The following is a 14582-nucleotide window of genomic DNA, read 5'->3' as shown; positions in this document are numbered from 1 at the left end:
ATTTTTGCCGTTTTCAGCATTGTACATAAGCCACCGAGTACTTTTTTGATGGCACAAATTATGATAAGATGAGGGCGCGAAAGTTTTTAGGAGGAACGAAATATATGACAAGATATGATGGTAGAAATGCAGATGGGCTACGACCTGTGAAAATAGATAGTGAGTATCTATTACACCCTGAAGGCTCCGTATTAATTCAAGTAGGCGATACAAAAGTAATTTGCACCGCAACGATTGAAGACAAGGTACCTGGTTTTCTACGTGGGCAAGGGAAAGGGTGGATTACAGCCGAGTATTCCATGCTGCCTCGTGCAACCGCTCAACGTACACCACGTGAATCCTCTCGTGGGAAAGTCAATGGTCGTACAATGGAGATTCAGCGCTTGATTGGGCGTGCATTGCGTGCTGTAGTCGATTTAGAGGCGCTAGGCGAACGTACTGTATGGATTGACTGTGATGTCATTCAAGCGGATGGCGGTACTCGTACAGCATCCATTACGGGAGCATTTGTTGCCATGACACAGGCCATTGCTAAATTTGCTGAAGAAAAGCCATTTGAAAAATTCCCAGTAACAGACTTTTTAGCAGCTACAAGTGTTGGGATCGTTGAAGAACAAGGTGCTATTCTTGATTTAAATTATGTAGAAGATGTGGCTGCAGCTGTTGATATGAACATTGTGATGACAGGCGCAGGACGATTTGTTGAATTACAAGGTACTGGTGAGGAAGCTACTTTTTCTCGTGAAGAACTAAATGAATTGTTAGCATTAGGTGAAAAAGGCATACAACAATTAGTTGAGCTTCAAAAAATAACGCTTGGTGAACTGGCACACAAAGTTGGAGGGAATCAATAATATGAAACAAGTAGTCATCGCCACAAAAAATAAAGGAAAAGCAAAAGATTTTGAAGCATTATTTGGACCACTTGGTTATGAAGTCGTAACAATGTTTGAAGTGGCACCAGATATGGAAATAGAAGAAACAGGAACAACATTCGAAGAAAATGCCATCTTAAAAGCAGAAGCATTGGCGAAGGAGCTTAATACCATTGTTATTGCAGATGACAGTGGTTTAGCAGTAGATGCATTAAATGGTGAGCCAGGTGTGTACTCCGCTCGCTATGCTGGTGACCATGACGATGAAGCAAACATGATTAAACTGTTAGAAAATTTACAAGGTGTCGAAGATGACAAACGTACAGCACGTTTTTGCTGCTGTATTGCAATTGCAGGACCTGATTTCGCAACAACAACGGTATTTGGTACATGTGAAGGCGTCATTGCCCATGAAAAGCGTGGAACGAATGGCTTTGGCTATGATCCAATCTTTTTTGTGCCAAGCTTAAATCGAATGATGGCTGAGCTTTCACCAGAGGAAAAGGGTTCTATTTCTCACCGAGGCAATGCAATTCGCAAGTTAAAGGAGCAATTACCGAATCTTATCAAATAAGAGGTGATATCCATGAAAATGCTTGTTATGAGCGATACACATGGTGACAGCCATGTCATCGAAAAGATTAAAGGTTTTTATCCTGAAATAGATATTGTGGTTCATTGTGGAGATAGTGAACTTCCCTATTCACATGAGGCATTAGAAGGATTGAAAAAAGTACGTGGAAACTGTGATCGTGAGAAGGCTTTCCCTGAAGAAGAAATTTTCATGGTCCATGATGTAAAGATTTTTGTGACACACGGTCATTTATTCAATGTGAAAAATTCCATCTTATCATTATCCTATCGTGCTAAAGAAGTAGGTGCACAGATCGTTTGCTTTGGTCATTCACATATTCTTGGTGCCGAAATGATGGATGATATCCTATTTTTAAATCCAGGCAGCTTATTAAAACCACGTGGTCGTAAAGAGAAAAGCTTTGCTGTTGTGGAAATCAATGCGACATCTTTTAAAGTTGATTGCATGACAGATGATAATCATTGTATGGCTACATATACATTTGATCGACAATAATAGAGAAAATCCGCATAACTAGTAAAGTATGCGGATTTTTATTTGGGCTACTGATAATGGTAAAATTGCCTATGAATGATTCATGCTGAAATAGCAAAAATAAATCGTAAAGGCAATAAAGGAGAAAACATGAAAAAAACAATTGGCTGGCATTTTGATAATAGTTACGTTCAACTACCAAGTATTTTTTATTCCGATATATCGTTAAATCCTGTTCGTTCACCAAAATTGATCTTATTAAATGAATCAGTTGCAGCATCACTTGGGTTAGACATTCAGGCTTTAAAGAGTGAGGAAGCATTAGCCGTTTTAGCTGGTAATACAATCCCAGAAGGTGGCGAACCGATTGCACAGGCTTACGCAGGGCATCAATTTGGTCATTTTAATATGCTAGGTGATGGTAGAGCTCTATTATATGGGGAGCAAATCACACCTCAAAAGGAACGGTATGATATTGCTCTAAAAGGATCAGGTAGAACACCTTATTCTCGGGGTGGAGATGGGCGAGCAGCATTAGGTCCAATGCTAAGGGAGTATATTATTAGTGAAGCGATGTTTGCACTAGGGATCCCAACTTCACGTAGTCTAGCAGTAGTCACTACAGGTGAAATGATTATTCGAGAAACGGAACTACCAGGCGCTATTGTCACGAGAGTTGCAAGTAGTCATTTGCGGGTAGGGACATTTCAATATGCTGCGCAATGGGGGACAGATGAGGAGCTACAGCTTTTAGCTGATTATGCAATAGAACGACATTACTCAGCTAATATTGGCAATCAAAATCGTTATCTTTATTTGTTAAATGAAGTCATAAAGAAACAAGCCTCCCTTATAGCAAAGTGGCAGTTAGTGGGCTTTATCCATGGCGTCATGAACACCGATAATATGACCATTAGCGGTGAAACCATTGATTATGGTCCTTGTGCATTCATGGACATCTATGATCCTGCGACTGTGTTTAGCTCGATTGATCACCAAGGACGCTATGCTTATGGAAATCAGCCCAATATTGGTGGCTGGAATTTAACGCGCTTAGCAGAGTCCTTACTACCTTTAATTGATGATGATCAAGAAAAAGCCATTCAACTGGCACAAGAAGCGCTACAACAGTATCCAAAATTATATGTAGAAAATTGGTTGAAAGGAATGTGTGCAAAGCTAGGCATTTTTAATGAGGAGCAAGAAGACATCCAGCTTGTTGAAGAGCTTCTTCAGCTTATGCAGCAATATCAAGCAGATTATACGAATACATTTATCGCCTTAACGTTTGAGCAATTGGAGGATTCCCCATTATTTAACGCATCAGCTTTTAAGGGCTGGTATCACAAATGGCAAGCTCGATTAGCAAGACAGCAGCAAAACAAAGACATGTCACAACAATTAATGCGCCAACATAATCCAGCTGTTATTCCGCGTAACCACAGGGTAGAAGAAGCTTTGGAAGCGGCTGTAGAACAAGGCGATTATACTGTGATGGACAACCTACTAAAAGTCCTAGCTCAGCCTTATGCTCATGCGAAAGAACAACAAGAATACGCTTCATTACCTGAACACACTAATCAACCATATCGTACGTTTTGTGGCACATAAGTAAAAAACGAGAGTTATTTATTCTCTCGTTTTTTATTTGTATAAAGGCACTCTACCGTATTCAAACGCATATTCTATGTATGAATAAAAATAAAGGAGAATAGGGTCGGTGCATAAGTATTCAAAGGGTTGGTTTGTCAAAGTTTTACGTGCTCATGGAATAATGGTTCATCCTCAATTTAAAAGTCATTTAGGCTTATATAAAGAATCTGAATTACGAAACTTATATTACCGTTATGTCGAAATAGAGTCTGCTGAGCAAAATCAATAGACCATTTGTTTGAAGAACTCCTTTCTAGGAAAAACTAGTGATTAGAAAGGAGTTTTACTATGTGGATGATGACTCAAACATGGCAAGATGTTCTATTTTTACATTGGCCGATAGCCCCTCAAGAACTTGAAAAACATGTACCTAAAGAACTGAAGCTCGATCTCTTTGAACAAAATGCCTGGCTTAGTGCTGTAGTTTTTAAAGTTTATCGACATCGGCTACGCTTTCTACCACCTCTTCCGGGGATGAATACCTATTTACAATTGAATGTCCGAACATATGTGGAGTATAACGGCATGAAAGGCATCTATTTTTTTCATTTAGATGTGACGAATAATTTCTTATCAAAAATTACGGCAATAGGTAGCTTGCCATATCGCCATTCCAACATCCTAGTAAAACAAAGAGGGAATCACTATTCATACACAAGCCATTACAAAGCATGTGACGAAAGATTGAGGGTTATTTATACAATAGGAGACAAGACCAATACTAATTTTGACCGATGGATTGTAGAGCGCTACCATTCATGGGCGAAATGGAAGGATACACTTTTTCGCATTGATATTCACCACTCCCCATGGGAATTAAAAAGAGCCAACGTAACGATTAAAAGCAATACATTAGCCTCTTTTATGAAGGGGAAACTTCAGGGCATGCAGCCTCGTGCTCATTATGCTAAAAACAAAACAGCGAGAGTTTTTCCTCCAGCAGTTGAGCATAAAATGATCATAAATCCTTCAAGATTTTTGCATTAAAAGAGGTAACAAAATTGCATAACGATGGCGCTGGCCATCATATCTGACATCGCAAGTGCCTCTGCTTCAATTTCATCAAATACCTCTACATCAGCCTGATAATCTTTTTGTATCATCGTGACAGCTTCATTTTTCGTTAAAGCTAAATGCGTATAAAACATTTTTTGTACGGCCTCTCTAGTTAGGTATGGATTGATTGTATGCAAAAAGAAAGCAATATCATCTGCATTACGATACCATTCCCTCTCTTTAGCTTCCGCTGTGGTAGCGTCACCTTTCGCAGCAGCTGTCACTAATTGAGCCGCAATTACCAGATGCTCTTTAATTAAAGCTGCATAACGATCCGCCACGGAGTCACCATAAAAGGGGCGTAAACAATTCCCTAAATCGGTTGCATTGCGTAGCAAACGCTGCTGCACAAAGGGTAAATCAGGCAAATTAAACACAATGCTAATAATAGTCATCCGTGTCCAATTCACATGCTCCATCCAAAGTAAGCGGTTCATAGCCATAAAGTCTGCTTCGCCTTTACTAATACAGCGTCGGTAATCATTTGACTGTAAAAAGTGACGAATCGGAGCCGTATACTGCGTATAGGGGGCATGATACAGCTGGCTTAATGAAAAACCATTTGAATAGGGGTACAAGGCTTCACTCCTTCTTGTTCTTTCTCCTACAGTAGCATACTCTAAGGAATCTCGGAGTATGAAGAACAAGAAAGAAAAGAAGAGAGACGACAAAATTACGCTTCATACATCATTTTCTTCGTCATGCCACCATCAACTGTAAGATTAATACCTGTCACAAAGTTATTGATCGGGTTTGTTAAATAGAGACAAGCCTGTGCAATATCTTCAGGCAGACCAACCCTTCCTGACAAATGCTGCGCATGATCGATTGGCCGTAGTGCCTCGTAATCACCTGTTTCAATCCACCCAGGTGAAATACAATTCACTGTAATTTGATCTGGCCCTAAAGATCGCGCTAAAGCATGTGTTAACGCTATGATACCACCCTTTGTAGCCGCAAAAGCTTCTGTATGAGGCTCTGACATTTCAGCTCGCGTTGAGGCCAGCGAAACAATGGAACCACCCTTTGCATTATGCCGCATCACTTTTGCAGCCTCTCTGGCACAAAAAAAGGTACCCGTTAAATTCGTCTGCAACAAATCCTGCCACTCATCAAACGTCACCTCATAGGGAGATTGATGCTGGAACTTCCCAGCATTATTAATTAAAATATGAATGGTCCCATATTGCTCAACAGCTCGCTGCATTAAATTGATGATATCCTGTTCCTTTGTCACATCCGTTGGCACAAATAATGCAGAGTAGCCTTGAGCAAGCATATCCTGTTCTAACTGTTGACCTAAGCCTGCATTCAAATCAGCAATCACCATTTTTGCACCTTGTTGTGCATATGCAAGCGTAATACCCTTACCAATCCCTTGAGCACCACCTGTGACCATAACGACTAAATCTTTAAACATCCACAAACCTCCTACTTTTTTATCGCCAATAGTGTAGCAAATATTTTGCTATCCGTCCTGTTAAGAGGGTGAGGAAATGGTATAATGGATGCTGTAGCAACATATGATAAAAAATATGAGGCAAACCTTGCCTGCATAGTAAAATTAATGTTGACATTATGCTATAAAGTACATATAATAAATATTGTCCTTCCTATGGAATACATAAGAAACGACATCATGTCTCAGTAGCTCAGCTGGATAGAGCAACGGCCTTCTAAGCCGTCGGTCGGGGGTTCGAATCCCTCCTGGGACGTAGCCGACATAAAATTAGTGGATTTTATGAAGAGAGAAGAACGCTTGAAAGCCTTGATATATAAGGGTTTTGGGCGTTTTTTTCTTTTTGTAGATTTCGATTAGATTCGTTAGAAATTTTAAAGTCATTACACAAATATTACACAAGATTTGTGTTGTTCTTCCTAAACATATTAATTGCAATTTGTTCATCTCGTTCTTTCATTTCTTTTAAAACATGCGCATAATGATCCTGAGTCGTTTGTATATCGGAATGTCCTAAACGCTCTGAAACAGAATTGATGCTTGCTCCTTGATATAATAAGATGCTTGCATGAGTATGTCTTAAACCATGAACTGATATAGGTTTAATGTTTAGCTGTTGAAGAAGGTTTTTTAACGCTTTATTTACTCCTTCATTTGATAAAACGGAGACCTTAGAAACCCTACTAAAGAAAACTAAGCCATAAGGCTGCTCTGGTAACTCTTTGAAAAGTTCTCTGAATTTACTCATTACTGCATCATCTATTGAGATTGTACGTTTAGATTGTTCATTTTTCAATGTTCCAAAACCTGTTCCTTCTTTGTAGTCCCAGGCTCTTTCTACTTTTAAAGTATTTGATTCAAAGTCAAACATATCAATTGTAAGTCCTACTAGTTCTCCAAAACGTAAACCAGACACCAAACCAAGTAATAATAAATATGATGAAATAGATTCTTTTGAAACATTATTTAATAAAAATTGATAAAGCTTCAAACTTTCATCAAAATTTAAGTGTTTTTCTTCACTTTTTTTGGCACTTTTAGTTGCATTGAATTCAGCCTTACGTGTAAAGTCCACACTTATGTAACCTTCTTCTATGGCATCCTTTACACAGCTTCTTATATGAGTATTCAATTTACGAACCGTTTCTCTTGATTTACCAATACCATATTCGTTTAAGAATTTTTGATAATGATTACTAGTAATTTTTTGTATGGGCATGTCTTTAAAATACTCTTTAACACGGTCAACAGAGTTCAGATATCTTATAAAGGTAGTTTTATGTTTGCCTACTTTATAAAGTTCGACCCAGTTTTTAAAGTATTCACTAAATGCTGTATTTTTTGTTATGGCAACATGCCCTTTGCTTAACTGAAATTCAATTTCTTTTGCTGCGGACATTGCTTCAGATTTAGTTCTAAAACCTCCTTTCCGTATGTGAGAAGGTTTACCCTCGACATAATGACTGACTGTATATTGCCATGTTTTCCCTCGTTTTGTATAACTAGCCACTGTAAAAACTCCTATCACTTTTTAATAATGGAACATATGTTCTTTTGGTTGTAAAAAAATTTTATAACCGCATATTTTAATTAGTACAGTTATAATATCGATCCATATCTCATAATCGGGGAATCAAACCAATCAAACATTTCAATTACTCCCAAAGGTTCAAAGCATATTGTAAAGTTATCTATGTTTAAAAATAGTCCGTATTTGCTTCTGTACCATTCAAGGGCTTCATCTAAAAATTCTTCTGTCACATTAAGGAAATCTGCTAATTCATAACTATTTGAAATATGTAGTTTATGAGCTTGTATGATTTTTGAGAGGGGAATAAGTTTTTCATAAGCCCATGTTCGAGCTTTTAACTCTTGTTTTCGATTTTTTGTGCTTGCTTGGTCGAGTATGTCACCTGTACTAGTATGGTAATGTCCAAACTCTTCAGCAAGCACACACGCTTTTTCTACAAATGTTGGTATAAACTTGTTAATCCATATAATATTGTCTGCATATAGTCCCTTAATTCGTTGAGGCATATATTCTTCATAAATTTCAATATTGTTACTACGAATTTCTAATGCCAGTTGCTCATACGTCATACAATCACTCCTACTTGTTTCGCTTCATTCGAACAAATTCTTTAAATCGTTCAATTTCTTCTAATTCCTCTTCTGTCCATTCTTCTCCATCGTGATGGGCTGCGATTGTTTGTATATCTTTATTTATAGAAATATCCTTTTGGTCAGAACGTCCAAGTAGGTAGTCTGTGCTAACATTAAAGTAGTCTGCTATTGCGGCTAGTTTATCCGCTCCTGGTGTTTGTGTTTTTAAACGATACAGTGTGTTTTTTGAGTAACCTAAGGATTCTTCTAAGTCATTAATCGAAATTTTTCTATCCTGACACAATCTTTTTACTATCTCAAATGTTGTCATATCAACCATCCTTTGAAGCTGGTCAAAAAATATTAAACTTTTAGCGTAAAATTATTGACTTATTTTATGCTTATAGTTTAAAATTACTGACATAAGCTAATTATTTTGATTAAAAAGAATATAAAACTTACCTATACAAAAATTAATTCGTTGTTGGGAATGAAATAAATAATGTTCACAGGCTAAGTAAAGTCTTTTTTAGTTGTGCTTTTATTTTAAACTATAAGTATAAAGTTAGTCAATTTAATTAGCTAATAATTTAGTTATAGCTGACTATAGCGTTGTTATATCAAGCGAAAGAAAGTATATCCTTATTAACAACTATACGATAAACGAATGGAGGAAATTTAATGCAACAATTGCAAGTAAGTTTGACTGTACCAGTACCAGAAAACTATGTACTTATTAAAAAAGTTGAACTTGATGAATTACAAAATGAAAAACTAAGTGGAGTGTACTGGACTATGAAAGATTTGGAACAACGTATTAATAAAAAGCATGAGTGGATAAAATCTAACATTCTTTATCCTTCTAAGTTTAGAAAGATTTTAGATGTAAAAAATGGCGGTTTTGTTTACTACCCAAAAGTAACAGGTGAAAAATGGTCATTTCATGCTGTTAATATGGCTAAGTTTCTAGATGATAATTTTCATTCTATTTTTGGATAGAAAAGGTGAATCAAATGAAAATCAAAGTAGCAGAGTGGTTATCATTACCGATTGAGCAACGCTTAGTGTTAATCAGCAATGCGATGAATAAAGCAGTAGCATCACGTCAGAAGTAAATCTATCAAACTATTTGGAGGTTGAGAGTATGAACATACAAGAAGCTACAAAGGTTGCATTGGAAGAAGGGGAATTTATTACAAGAGAAACAAAAGAATTTGCGCCATATCGAATTTTACCAACTGATACAGATGATTGTTTTATTGTCTATATCGCCAAAGAATTTATTGAAGTAGTAGGGACAAGTATCCCCGGCAAACGTTGGAACCCGAAAGCCGAGGATATATTGGCGAATGATTGGGCAGTTAAGCCACTATAGGGCAAGCAAATAAAAGGAGGAACAAAACTATGAAACCAATAAAAATAACGCTAAGTGAGCGAATAACAATCGTTATCAGCGACACAGTTAGCGTCATCGTTACAGATAATATAGCGAATATCTCAGTACACTTATAACTCTTTAATCGGTATGTACAGCGACATACTACTTGCCTTTTCGGTTGACGGTTGGCGACGATCAACGCGGAACGAAGACAATCTGATAGTTATCAGTCAATGGCGGCAACCATTTGCAGACTAATATCAGATTGTACTCAAAGTTAGCAGTAGCACATACAGGCGATAAATAGCGATAGGTACGGAGTTTTTGCAGGATATAGATATTTGGCGGTATTTATATCCTAGCAATTGCACTTTTCATTTACATTACTAACTATTCTACTACAGAATCAAAAGAATATACAAACGAAAAATTAAAGGGCTTTAAACGGTTGGCGACGTTTAGAGCTACTAAAGGAAGTGAGTATATGGCGAGTTCTAACAATTATCATAAAGCATTACCTTATGAATGCGACAGTGGATGGGTAGCGATACAAAACGAAGCATTGACGTTATACCCACTTCATCCGAAATTTAACGGTAATACCTTTTTGGTTTATGCCTACTTGTTAAAAAACTATAACCGTAGAGAAGGGCGGAGTTATCCTTCAATAGATAACATGTCACGTACACTAAATATGCACAAGGATACAATAAGTAGATGCATTGATACGCTTGATAGCTTAGATATGATTGATATTCACCGTTTAGGAGGCGTACGGCGATTTAACAATTTTTACACTTTCAAACAATTGATACTTGACGTAAAGGCGTTTTTGGAACGTTTCCCAGAGGCTCGTCCTCAATTTGAGAAATGTTATGGGAAGGAAATCTTACAGAACGAGGAAATTATAGATTGGCTTTAGTTTGACGTCCTAATTTTTCTGTTCGACGTCCTAATTTTTCGGCTGTGACATCCTAATTTTTAGGACGTATAAAGACTTATTATAAAGACTTAAAAATAAATACTTAATATATTAACGAGGATTTATGCTAAAGCATAAATCCTCTATGTCGCTATCGCTCCATATCAATAATAATCTAACGATATTTTTAATTAAAAGAATATCGATAGTATATATATAAACAACGAAATCATTAATAAGAATATGTGAACATATTAACGTTAATATCTATGACTATATATTATTGACTGTATTAAATAATAAAAGAATAAATAAGGTATATGCCACGCGGCTAACTTGCGCCATTACAAAGGAGATTAATTAAATGACGATAGATAATAACAGTATTCAACTATTATTGAAGCAAACAACTTGTGACCACGTATTCAGTTTTTCGGTACAAAATGCTGCGCCTATTTTTAAGTGTGAAAAATGTTCATTAGAAGAAATGTTTATTGGAAATGTTCGTAGTAATGAAATTCCTTTCGATATGCCTTTAAACGTGTTTTAAAGCCCTTTATAGGCGGTATCTAGTTAAAGGTGAGGTTTTTATTGTCAAGGTTGAAAAGCGCCTTAAATCGAACGCAAATAATGAATTATGATGTTGTATTAACGGAATGGGAATTGTAGGTGTTCTATGTGTTTGATATAAATAAAAGGTAGTTGCAAAAGAGTTAGGGGTTATTGTACAAACGAATACTGAAAATAAAGGAATACTATTTTTAGATGAAGAAGGAAATTCAGAGTCTGCATCATTTGAAGAAATTAATACTTTCATTGAAGATTTTTACGGTAGTAAATAAAATTAGACGTTTTTTAGCCATAAAAGCCATATTAGACAGCGTTTTGTACCTATACATTATAGGAAAGAATAAGTTGAATTAACGTAAATAATTTTACCTAACTTTCTTATGATGAAGCTGTTTGCGTAACGTAAGCCGATACGGTAAAATAGAAATGAAAAAAGAAGGCTTTCACCTTCTTCTTTCGATTGGTTTAGCGACGTTTATTCTTAGCGGGATGGCGTCGCTTTTCTCTTTTCTTTTGCTGTTCTTTCTTGACTACCTCGGCTCTTTTTTTCTTCTTTTTCTTTCCTTTCAGTGTTTTGATGTTAATGATTAGTGATGTGATAGTTGAAAGTGTTCCTGCGATTGTTCCAACTTCTTTGATGATGTTTAATATTGTTTCGTAGTTCATGTTTATCACCTCCTTTTCTATACTCTTATTATAACATTTATATTTACTCACGTCTATATATTTTACCGTATTTTTAACGTAAAAATTACGGTATTTTTACTTGATTGATGGTATTTAATGTAAAGGCTTTATGTGTATTTTATCTTTGAATATAGTGATAGGCACAATTAAGTCTATTAAAAATAACAAGGTCACATCTAACAAGGTGTGGCTTTTTATTATGCCTTGAAAGGTGACAAGAATGGCGTTAGAACATACAGAAATAGCACGAAAGTTTTATAAGTCTAAAGCTTGGATGAAAACTAGACAGGCTTATATTAATAGTTTAACTAATGGTGGTTTATGCGAATGGTGCGAACAAGAGGGGAAGATTACGTTAGGGTATATCGTTGACCATATGGAGGAAATTAATATAGATAACATTAATAACCCAGCTATTACTTTAAGTCACGACAATTTACAGTATCTTTGTTTGTCTTGTCACAATAAGAAAACATTCGGTAATCCATTAAATAGGAACGGTATTCCAGAAGGTTGTATGTTTGATAAAAACGGACAATTAATAGCAATCGAATAAAAAAAGAAAGTATCCCCCCTAAAATTATTTGACAGGAACAAGAGATGGGGAACGATGAGGGGGCTTTCTGTAATACATAAGGCGGTCTATAGCCCCCTACAACCATTTTGAAAAGAAAGGAAGGTCATTATATGAGGATTAAAGATAATTTGATCGAAGCTGATGAGAATTTCGAGTATGAACAGAGAAGTAATCGGATTACTAAGGAGTTCAATCGAATTAAAGGCGTATTGAAGGAAGCTAGCCCTGAAAAAGTAAAGTCGAATGAAGGCTTGATAAAACGTTGTGCCTTTATCCGTATCAATTTAGAAGATATGGAAGAAGACTTACTAAAAAACGGTTTTGTTGAAATGTTTACGCAATCAGAAAAGACGCCTCCGTATGAAAGAGAGCGTCCTGTAGTTCGTCAGTATGTTCAATTGGTGAAGCAATACCAAGTGATATGTAAACAGTTATCAGACTTGTTAGGAACAGCACAAGTCAACGGAGTGATAGACGATGGCTTTGAATCGTTTGTGAATGACAAATGACAAAGGCTAAACAAGCACGAATAAAACGATATCCAATCGACTACAATCCTATTCTCGAGTATTGGAACATGATTGAAAATCGAGAAGTAACCGTTTCCCAAAAGGTTTACAAGACTATGAAAGAAATTGTCCGTAGGATAAATGATCATGATTACGAATATGAATACAGTCCTAAGAAAGCAAATCATGCGATCGAATTTATTGAAAATTTCTGTAAGCACTCAAAGGGGAAATTAGCGGGAAAACCTTTTGTATTAGAGATATGGCAGAAAGCCATTGTTGCAACGACATTCGGTTTTGTACATAAGACAGAAGATTACCGAATGGTAAAAGAAATAGCTTTGATTATTACTCGAAAACACGGTAAATCCACGTTAGGTTCGGCAATGGGGTTATATATGTTAGCGGCTGATGGTGAAATGGGAGCGGAAGTCGTCAGTGCGGCAACCAAAAAAGACCAAGCCAAAATTATTTGGGAAGAAGCCCGTCGCATGATTAAGAAATCTCCCGTATTAAATAACCGCATTAAGTGCTTGGTTAGTGAATTAAAACTTGAAGCAACAGAGAGTACTTTTAAACCGTTATCCAGTGATTCTAATTCGCTAGATGGTCTTAATGTTCATTGTTCTTTAATTGATGAATTACACGCGATTAAAGATAAAAACTTATACGACGTTATTGTTGATGGTATGTCAGCACGTGAACAACCGTTGTCAATTATAACGACAACAGCGGGAACAGTACGAGAAGGAATTTTTGATATAAAGTATCAAGAATTTGAAGATATTATTCGCGGTTATGATGATGGTAATTATCGAGATGATAGAGTAATAGCGTTCATTTATGAATTGGATTCCGAGGAAGAATGGACAGACGAAGCCTGTTGGGAAAAAGCGAATCCAGCACTTGGCACAATTAAGGACAGAGACGAACTAGCGCGTAAGGTTCAAAAAGCGATGAAGAATCCAGTATTAAGATCCAATCTATTATGTAAGGACTTCAACGTTCGTCAAAACAGCGAACAGGCATGGCTAACTTTTGAACAGGCAGATAACAAAGAAACATTTGATTTAGAAACATTGAAACCTACGTATGCGATTGGCGGTGTTGACTTATCACAAACAACCGATTTAACCGCAGCATGTTTCGGTTTCATGCTTCCTAATAACAACAGAATATATTTTGAACATATGTATTGGCTACCTTCTGAGTTATTAGAACAAAGAGTCAAAGAGGATAATGTACCTTATGACGTATGGTATCAACAAGGCTATTTAAGGTTATGTGAAGGCAATTCAATTAGTTATAAAGACATTACAAACTGGTTTCTTGAGATGCAAGGGAAGTATGGAACTTACATGTATCTAATAGGGTATGACGCATGGTCAGCGAGATATTTTGTAGAGGACATGGAGGATAATTTCGGTAAGAATACAATGGTTCCAGTTTCGCAATATGCGAAAACACTTTCGTTACCAATGCAAGAACTACACGCAAAGATAAAATCTAAAGAAATCATTTATAACAATAATCCAATTACAAAATGGTGTCTAATGAATACCGCAGTTGTAACGGATTCTAACGGTAACATAAAACCAAACAAAGGGAAGAATCAAAAACGCAGAATTGACGGGTTAGCAGCTATGTTAGATGCATTTGTAGTCATGAGTGATAACCGAGCGGAGTATATCGGTTTAATAAACTAATGTTCAAAGTTGAAAGGC

General features: G+C 36.5%; 19 protein-coding genes and 1 tRNA gene. 14 read left to right on the top strand and 6 right to left on the bottom strand.

Going from position 1 to position 14582, the window contains the following annotated elements; translation table 11 throughout:
* The first annotated feature begins 104 nt into the window (after positions 1-104).
* The 6 genes from rph to C7B89_RS20105 all read left to right on the top strand — a co-directional run bounded on the left by rph (position 105) and on the right by C7B89_RS20105 (position 4584).
* On the top strand, positions 105-854 hold the full coding sequence (rph, locus tag C7B89_RS20130) for a ribonuclease PH (RefSeq protein WP_054549986.1): 750 nt from the start codon (positions 105-107) through the stop codon (positions 852-854).
* A gap of 1 nt (position 855) precedes the next feature.
* The gene (locus C7B89_RS20125) at positions 856-1449 is read left to right on the top strand and encodes an XTP/dITP diphosphatase (protein ID WP_004226443.1); all 594 of its coding nucleotides are present in this window, start codon (positions 856-858) and stop codon (positions 1447-1449) included.
* A 12-nt stretch (positions 1450-1461) separates the two neighbouring features.
* Entirely contained in the window at positions 1462-1965 is a 504-nt protein-coding gene (locus tag C7B89_RS20120) for a metallophosphoesterase (protein ID WP_115674473.1), read from the top strand.
* Between the two features lie 129 nt (positions 1966-2094).
* Positions 2095-3555, top strand: a complete 1461-nt coding sequence (locus C7B89_RS20115; RefSeq protein ID WP_115674472.1) for a protein adenylyltransferase SelO — start codon at positions 2095-2097, stop codon at positions 3553-3555.
* 109 nt (positions 3556-3664) lie between these two features.
* Complete coding sequence (locus C7B89_RS20110) at positions 3665-3826, top strand: DUF2639 domain-containing protein (RefSeq protein ID WP_016991537.1); 162 nt, start codon at positions 3665-3667, stop codon at positions 3824-3826.
* A 59-nt stretch (positions 3827-3885) separates the two neighbouring features.
* Entirely contained in the window at positions 3886-4584 is a 699-nt protein-coding gene (locus C7B89_RS20105; protein ID WP_115674471.1) for a YqjF family protein, read from the top strand.
* On the opposite strand, the gene C7B89_RS20100 is transcribed toward C7B89_RS20105, so the two are convergent.
* Both C7B89_RS20100 and C7B89_RS20095 read right to left on the bottom strand, forming a co-directional pair.
* On the bottom strand, positions 4581-5231 hold the full coding sequence (locus C7B89_RS20100) for a hypothetical protein (RefSeq protein WP_115674470.1): 651 nt from the start codon (positions 5229-5231) through the stop codon (positions 4581-4583). The two genes, C7B89_RS20105 and C7B89_RS20100, sit on opposite strands and share 4 nt — an antisense overlap.
* A 95-nt stretch (positions 5232-5326) precedes the next feature.
* On the bottom strand, positions 5327-6073 hold the full coding sequence (locus C7B89_RS20095) for an SDR family NAD(P)-dependent oxidoreductase (protein WP_115674469.1): 747 nt from the start codon (positions 6071-6073) through the stop codon (positions 5327-5329).
* A 221-nt stretch (positions 6074-6294) separates the two neighbouring features.
* On the opposite strand from C7B89_RS20095, the gene C7B89_RS20090 reads away from it, so the two are divergent.
* Positions 6295-6368, top strand: a tRNA-Arg gene (locus C7B89_RS20090).
* 138 nt (positions 6369-6506) lie between these two features.
* Here C7B89_RS20090 and C7B89_RS20085 read toward each other — a convergent pair.
* The 3 genes from C7B89_RS20085 to C7B89_RS20075 all read right to left on the bottom strand — a co-directional run bounded on the left by C7B89_RS20085 (position 6507) and on the right by C7B89_RS20075 (position 8546).
* Positions 6507-7622 (bottom strand): site-specific integrase, encoded by a 1116-nt coding sequence (locus tag C7B89_RS20085; protein ID WP_115674468.1) that lies wholly within the window; start codon positions 7620-7622, stop codon positions 6507-6509.
* Between the two features lie 89 nt (positions 7623-7711).
* A complete protein-coding gene (locus tag C7B89_RS20080; protein WP_115674467.1) occupies positions 7712-8212 on the bottom strand; it encodes an ImmA/IrrE family metallo-endopeptidase in 501 nt (166 codons plus the stop codon).
* Between the two features lie 10 nt (positions 8213-8222).
* Complete coding sequence (locus C7B89_RS20075) at positions 8223-8546, bottom strand: helix-turn-helix domain-containing protein (RefSeq protein WP_115674466.1); 324 nt, start codon at positions 8544-8546, stop codon at positions 8223-8225.
* A gap of 350 nt (positions 8547-8896) precedes the next feature.
* Here C7B89_RS20075 and C7B89_RS20070 point away from each other — a divergent pair, with 350 nt between their 5' ends.
* From C7B89_RS20070 to C7B89_RS20055, 4 genes are all read left to right on the top strand, one after another.
* The gene (locus C7B89_RS20070) at positions 8897-9214 is read left to right on the top strand and encodes a DUF771 domain-containing protein (protein WP_115674465.1); all 318 of its coding nucleotides are present in this window, start codon (positions 8897-8899) and stop codon (positions 9212-9214) included.
* Between the two features lie 145 nt (positions 9215-9359).
* Positions 9360-9590 (top strand): Thoeris anti-defense Tad2 family protein, encoded by a 231-nt coding sequence (locus tag C7B89_RS20065; RefSeq protein ID WP_115674464.1) that lies wholly within the window; start codon positions 9360-9362, stop codon positions 9588-9590.
* 487 nt (positions 9591-10077) lie between these two features.
* Positions 10078-10515 (top strand): helix-turn-helix domain-containing protein, encoded by a 438-nt coding sequence (locus C7B89_RS20060; protein WP_115674463.1) that lies wholly within the window; start codon positions 10078-10080, stop codon positions 10513-10515.
* A 364-nt stretch (positions 10516-10879) separates the two neighbouring features.
* Entirely contained in the window at positions 10880-11065 is a 186-nt protein-coding gene (locus C7B89_RS20055) for a hypothetical protein (protein ID WP_115674462.1), read from the top strand.
* A 485-nt stretch (positions 11066-11550) separates the two neighbouring features.
* On the opposite strand, the gene C7B89_RS20050 is transcribed toward C7B89_RS20055, so the two are convergent.
* Positions 11551-11751: a hypothetical protein gene (locus C7B89_RS20050; protein ID WP_115674461.1), complete on the bottom strand. Its 201-nt coding sequence runs from the start codon at positions 11749-11751 to the stop codon at positions 11551-11553.
* Positions 11752-11992: 241 nt separating this feature from the next.
* Between C7B89_RS20050 and C7B89_RS20045 the strand changes: the two genes are divergently transcribed.
* From C7B89_RS20045 to C7B89_RS20035, 3 genes are all read left to right on the top strand, one after another.
* Positions 11993-12328, top strand: coding sequence for an HNH endonuclease (locus tag C7B89_RS20045; protein WP_115674460.1), 336 nt, complete (start codon positions 11993-11995; stop codon positions 12326-12328).
* Between the two features lie 131 nt (positions 12329-12459).
* The gene (locus tag C7B89_RS20040; protein ID WP_115674459.1) at positions 12460-12858 is read left to right on the top strand and encodes a hypothetical protein; all 399 of its coding nucleotides are present in this window, start codon (positions 12460-12462) and stop codon (positions 12856-12858) included.
* 68 nt (positions 12859-12926) lie between these two features.
* Positions 12927-14564 carry a terminase large subunit gene (locus tag C7B89_RS20035; RefSeq protein WP_244205735.1) on the top strand — a complete coding sequence of 546 codons (1638 nt, stop codon included), beginning with the start codon at positions 12927-12929 and terminating at the stop codon, positions 14562-14564.
* Positions 14565-14582 lie beyond the last annotated feature (18 nt).

Origin of the sequence: Lysinibacillus capsici (assembly GCF_003367505.1) — a bacterium.
Classification (GTDB): Bacteria; Bacillota; Bacilli; order Bacillales_A; family Planococcaceae; genus Lysinibacillus; species Lysinibacillus capsici.
This window is presented reverse-complemented; position numbering and strand designations above follow the sequence as displayed.